The organism is Mesotoga infera (genome assembly GCA_011045915.1).
Classification (GTDB): domain Bacteria; phylum Thermotogota; class Thermotogae; order Petrotogales; family Kosmotogaceae; genus Mesotoga; species Mesotoga infera_D.
The window spans coordinates 1-5,683 of record DSBT01000101.1; the positions used below are offsets into that span (position 1 = coordinate 1).

Genomic DNA, 5,683 nt, shown 5'->3' on the forward strand with positions numbered 1-5,683 from the left:
AATCAGTATGATCAGGATACTCAACGCGATCGCGATCACAGAGTTTCTGGTCGATTTCTTCATAGCTTATTATCAAGAACCTCAAGATAGATATTCTTCAGCTTTTGGCCGATTATCGAAAGATCTCTTTCCAAAGCGGTCTCCTTTCCGCATGAAGATAGTTTCTTCCGGAGACTGTTGCTTTCTAGCAGTCTATCGATATGTTTGATGAATTCCTGGTTGTTATTGCCTTTGAGACAGTTCTCTTCATGTTTCATCCATTCACTGTAAACCGGAATGTCTCTGAGGACAATTGGAGCCTCAGTAGCCAGTGCCTCCAGAACGACAATTCCTTCAGTTTCCTCATAGCTTGGAAAGAGGAAGACATCACAGGCGGAGTATGGACCGATAATCATCTCCTGTGGAATGAATCCGGGGAATTTCACGTTATCTGGAGGGTTCTTGAGAAGACGTCTTATCTTTGCAGGCAGGAGACTGCTTATCTTCGCTCCAAACCAGTAGAATGTCAGATCCTTCCTCGTATCGGCGATCTGGCAGAAGTCTATTACGCCCTTCCTCTCGAAAGGGAGCCCTACGGAGACGACCAGGGGTTTGTGGATTTGGTTTTCAGAAAGGAAGCTTTCAGCCAAAGATTTGCTCTTAGTGAATTTCTTATTATCGACACCATTCGAAACTGCCTTGATCGGCAGAGTGATACCGTAGTTCATGATCAACTTCTTGGCATACTCCGTGGGTGAAATCAGAAAGTCAGCCGAGGAATATAGTTTAATCAGTCTCTTCTTCAGCAAGGGAGCAATCGTGTTCGAAAAAGTGAACGAGTTTCTGAAATCCTCATAGGTTGTATGTGTGTGGTAAATAATAGGAATCCCCGACTTCTTTGATTTCTTGAGAACTCTTTCCGCCCCGGGTCCAATCGTATTGATGTGAACGATATCGAAGCGGTCTTCCTCATTCGTTGTGTATTTGACACCCACCTTGTCAAGAGCGGACATCTGATGTTTGAGTGCCATTCCCACGCCTGATTTACTGAAAAGCTTTTTACCTTCGGAATATAGCAGAACCTTCATCTCTACCTCCAGAAGAACTCCATGTTGATCGTTAGTGTAGCTTCGCCAAATACGCCCATCTGCTTGAAGTGATTCTGTAACAGAAAGTGATTGAAAAACCAAACCGAATAGACCTCTATTCTGTTGTCGGTCGCTATACTGCACATTTTGCAAACGACTCTCAAAGCGGTGAGACGCTCTTCAACGACTATTCTACCGCATCTCGAGGCATTTAGCATATCCTTTGCATTCAGTTCGGATAAGGTTTCTCTTGCAGAACTGGTGTGTTTTCTCATTCGTCTTAATTGTCCATATTTGCTTCTCGATTATGGAAGAAGCGGACCACGCTTCACAAATAAGACACAGAAGATCTTCTGAAGTTTATTTGTCATGGAGCGTATGAACCCAGCCATTAAGGTATACTAATGCGTGTTGCAGATAGAGTATTATGGAGGCGGAAGTGGTGGCCGTTGCTGCCTTCATGAGTCTTCGTTGATAATGTTGGGGGAATTCCTATGAAGTTTTTCATTACGGGAGAGAGAAATGCAGGAAAGAGTTATCTTGTAGAAAGAGTTAAGGGCTTGACCAAGTTCACAGGGTTTGAGACACACTTTGACGAGAGTCTTGTAGAGCTTCACATTAATTTCTTTGGTGGCAATTCGTTTCTCATAGGTTGTAGAGACAACGGGCGGTTGAGAATTGTTGAAGAAGGGTTCGTATCGGCGACGAGACTTCTCGGAACTATGGAAATCCCATCCGATAATGTACTGATAATGGATGAGATAGGTTTTCTCGAGGAAGACTCTCCCGAGTTCCAGCAAGCGGTAGTATCCTCTCTAAGGCGAGCAAGGCACTGTCTCTGCGTCCTAAGAAAGGGCAACTTCTCATTCATAGGTCATCTGAAGGCTTCGATGGGAATTAGGAGCATCGAAATCACTCCCGAAAACAGAGAGGAAGTCTATGGCAGAATCGCCAGAGAGATAGAAAAAGAGAGGGCAAATCTACCCTCTCCTGGAGGCGACGAAGGGATTTGAACCCTTGAGTAGAGATTTTGCAGACCTCCGCCTTTGACCCCTTGGCTACGTCGCCCAACGAGATTTATTCTAGCATGTAAACGAGATCATTTCAACAAAAGGGCCGCTATCGGCGGCCCTCGGGGTGGAAAATTCTTCAGGAGGGAGGTTGGCTCCCTAGTTCCTTGGGTCTGGAACCAACTTGCAACAGGACGCGGGGACATCCTTTGCAACTCAATGATATATCTTTTCTTACCCAAAACCAAATGCGAATTTATCCGACCTGAAACGAGCAAAGTGATTTAGCACTCTTTATCTACACTATGAACACCAATTTGAAAGTATGCTCTTTGCTCTTGCATCCGTAATATATGGAAACACTCGTATGGAAGACAGAGTTCTTACGGCCATTTTCTCTGGAGGATAAGCACTGCATCATTTGTCGAAAACGAATTCCCTGAACCAAATATAACTGGTAATCCCGAAAGTGGGAATTCTGAACACCGGACATGTGGGAATCGAGCCATCGCCCGCCTGGAGGACATAATCGTCAAGATACTCGATCTTACCGTCCTTCGAGATCAGGAACATGCCGTTCGACAACGGCGTGCTGTAAAGCTCCACCACCGATTTATCGGCTATCAGGTGCAACCAGGAGTATTCGTCAAGAGAGTCTGCAGAACTGATCTCACCGCCGGAGTAAAGCCACAACAGCTCAACATCCGGTTTTGCGGAGTACTCGTTCCATGCGACAAGTTCACTCAGAAGACTTCTAAGCCTCTTCTCTTCTCTGCCGGTATCTTCGCAGTCATCGGTAGCGCATGGAAATCCACCTGTGAAGACTTCAAGCGGTGTCTTCGAAGTCACGACTACAATGATGGGATTTCCGAGGTAATCGCTCATAGAGAAGGTCTCTCCAAATACGTCTCTGGCTTCGAACAGAGGTGCGATCGAACCCTTTTTCAACAGAGGCCTATTCTGGGCATCTTCATCGACCTGTTCGAATGTGACTTTTCTGCCGTCCCTGCTGATCTCGCTTACTCTGTAGTTCTTATCGTTGATTCTTATGACGCTGGTCGCTTCGAAAAGCTCGTGATTCTTGTGAACCATGTCTATAGATCCATCTCTGTCCAGATCTATTCCGATGAAGACTTCGTCTATCTTTTCGGCCAGGCCATCGGGCGCGGTAGGAAACAGGGCGATTTCGATCAGCTCTCCGTCGACTTCCAGCAAACCTTCTCTTCTACTCATGAGCAAGTAGTCGACTTCGACGCCTTCCTTTTTTGGAAGGATCGCGTGAATCTCGATATCCTGGGTCATGTAAGATGAATTCCCGTTGGAAAGATATTCGACCCTTAACTGTTGACTGAATTTATAGGCGCGGCTTTCATTTATAACGGCCCCTCTATATTGTCCCTTCATCGGAATGTCGTTTAGAAAACAGCCGTCGTAATCGCTGTCGATCCAGAGGATCGGAGGCTCGACGTTCATGATTGCTATGTTGACAGTTGAATCCCCAATTCTGATCTGTCCATAGAAAATACGCTCATCTGCGAGTGCGCAGACTCCTTCCGGTGGATAAATACTCATTTCGACATCGCTTCCGCTCGCGATGTATGTCCAGCCCATCCGTTCTGTAAGGTAACCGGACAGAGTACCGGAAAAAAGCATCGCCGACGAAATCAACGAAACGACAAGCAATATCGCTACCTTTTTAGCCATACGAATCACCTCCTCAATTCATATGTCAAAGATCGGAGCAAAAACAACTTTCACTCACAGCTTCGGCTTCAAAGTCATCTTCGATTTGGAAGAAATAGAACATTATTGTGCATTTGTTGCAGCTGGCTACGCCAAATCCTTCGCAGTCAACATCCACGTACTCCCAGCTCCACGGACTTGCGTCAATCGAGTATCTGCATTCTCCGTAAGCGCTTGCATATAAACTCAAAGGGTTGTTGTTTGCGTCGTAATGACGTGCTTCTGTAGAAATACAGCAATATACTGCGTAGGGTACAAATCTCGTATTAATTATCAACTCTTTGCTGTAAGAAAATTCTGAATACAAGAAACAATCGCATTCATACAAATAGCAGCCGGGGTCCTCCACTCTTGTGATCACGCCACCAGTCAGTCCAAATGTCAAAACCTACAGGAATACGAAAGAAAAATCAAAAAACACCTCTTAAACATCAAAGTTCCCTCTTTTCTATTTAGTTAATGTACTAAAATAATATAATTATATATTTCATATAGAAAATAGCAATTAATTAAATTAGATATGATTAGCACTAAATATTCGTAGATATCTGTCCTGTGTTACCTAAATCGCAGAATTCCACAGTACTATTGTAATATTACTGTGATTATTAAGAGAAGTACACGATAGAATGTAGTGTACGTGATGTGTGTACGCATTGAATCATTAAAAGACATATGGGGCCATATGTAGTCTTCTCCAGAATTTGGTGGTAGCTCCCGGTGATGATAAGTTCTTCCATATTCTGGTTTGCTCTATACTATTCACTACGGATCACTTCATTTGCCCGTAGTTATTGCTTGGCTTTCTCATTTAACAGCAATATCATCACGGCATATCGGGCTATTGACAGAAAGATGCGAGTAATGTAAAATCTTATCTGTTCGGGGACGTGGTGAAGTTTGGTTATCATGCCGGTCTGTCACACCGGTGGCCGCGAGTTCAAGTCTCGTCGTCCCCGCCAGAGAGAGTCCTTAGGGGCTCTCTTTTTATTTATGAAGTGACTTCTTGTACAGTTTCAGAAGACAATCGCAAGCAAGAAGATCTTCCGGTCAATATCTGCTTAACTTCTTTCGGGCTGCATGCGGTTAGAATATGTTCAGGGCATTAACTTCAAGACTATCACCGGATTGTTGGTCAAACTGATCTGAGCACGCGATGCCGGTTTCGCACTTGAGATTTCGGGAAGCCGATGAGAGATTGAACTTGCGATTCTAATCTGAGGGGATTTGTACTCAATTCTGTTTTTCTATAATGATGGTTTGGTTTTTTTGGAGGTGCTGGTAATTGCCGGCTTGTGTGAGGGTTCTGGGAATTGATCCGGGTTTTGGTACTGTTGGATACGGTGTGCTCGAGATGAGGGCTTCAAAGATTGAACTCGTTTCATATGGCGCCATCAGAACGGAACCGGATGAACCGATTCCAGACAGACTTCTGAAAATCCATGATCAGTTGGAAAGACTTATACAGGAATGCAGTCCAGACGAGTCGGCGGTTGAGGAGCTTTTCTTTTTCAGGAATGTCACCACTGCGATACAGGTGAGCGAAGCGAGGGGAGTAATTCTTCTTGCCATGAGGAGGCATGAAGTACCGATTTTTGAATATACTCCCCATCAAGTGAAGCTTGCAGTTACAGGCTATGGGAGAGCCGAGAAAGGACAGGTTCAGAGGACTTTGAAAGCCTTTCTTCGGATGAAGGAGACTCCGAGACCCGATGATGCTGCCGACGCTCTTGCGGTAGCCTGGTGTCACCTTGCCGCAAGGAAGTTTCCCGGAGGTGTTCGAAAAGCATGAAGCTGTGCATGAGGAATTTAGGACTTCCAATAAAAAGGCTTCTATCGAGAATCATCGAAGCCGATTCGTCT

The 5,683-nt window shown here is 44.9% G+C and carries 5 protein-coding genes, 2 tRNA genes and 1 pseudogene; 3 read left to right on the forward strand and 5 right to left on the reverse strand.

Going from position 1 to position 5,683, the window contains the following annotated elements:
- Positions 1–59: 59 nt before the first annotated feature.
- Entirely contained in the window at positions 60–1,067 is a 1,008-nt protein-coding gene (locus ENN47_03365) for a glycosyltransferase (protein HDP77222.1), read from the reverse strand.
- A 2-nt stretch (positions 1,068–1,069) separates the two neighbouring features.
- Entirely contained in the window at positions 1,070–1,342 is a 273-nt protein-coding gene (locus ENN47_03370; protein ID HDP77223.1) for a hypothetical protein, read from the reverse strand.
- A 219-nt stretch (positions 1,343–1,561) separates the two neighbouring features.
- Here ENN47_03370 and ENN47_03375 point away from each other — a divergent pair, with 219 nt between their 5' ends.
- On the forward strand, positions 1,562–2,080 hold the full coding sequence (locus tag ENN47_03375) for a nucleotide kinase (GenBank protein HDP77224.1): 519 nt from the start codon (positions 1,562–1,564) through the stop codon (positions 2,078–2,080).
- On the opposite strand, the gene ENN47_03380 is transcribed toward ENN47_03375, so the two are convergent.
- From ENN47_03380 to ENN47_03390, 3 genes and pseudogenes are all read right to left on the reverse strand, one after another.
- Positions 2,059–2,135 (reverse strand) — tRNA-Cys (locus ENN47_03380). The two genes, ENN47_03375 and ENN47_03380, sit on opposite strands and share 22 nt — an antisense overlap.
- Positions 2,136–2,494: 359 nt before the next feature.
- Positions 2,495–3,781, reverse strand: a complete 1,287-nt coding sequence (locus ENN47_03385; protein HDP77225.1) for a peroxiredoxin — start codon at positions 3,779–3,781, stop codon at positions 2,495–2,497.
- 25 nt (positions 3,782–3,806) lie between these two features.
- Positions 3,807–4,241, reverse strand: a pseudogene (locus ENN47_03390) (hypothetical protein).
- Between the two features lie 463 nt (positions 4,242–4,704).
- Between ENN47_03390 and ENN47_03395 the strand changes: the two are divergent.
- Positions 4,705–4,782 (forward strand) — tRNA-Asp (locus tag ENN47_03395).
- A 323-nt stretch (positions 4,783–5,105) separates the two neighbouring features.
- Positions 5,106–5,612, forward strand: a complete 507-nt coding sequence (gene ruvC / locus ENN47_03400; GenBank protein ID HDP77226.1) for a crossover junction endodeoxyribonuclease RuvC — start codon at positions 5,106–5,108, stop codon at positions 5,610–5,612.
- The last annotated feature ends 71 nt before the right edge of the window (positions 5,613–5,683 follow it).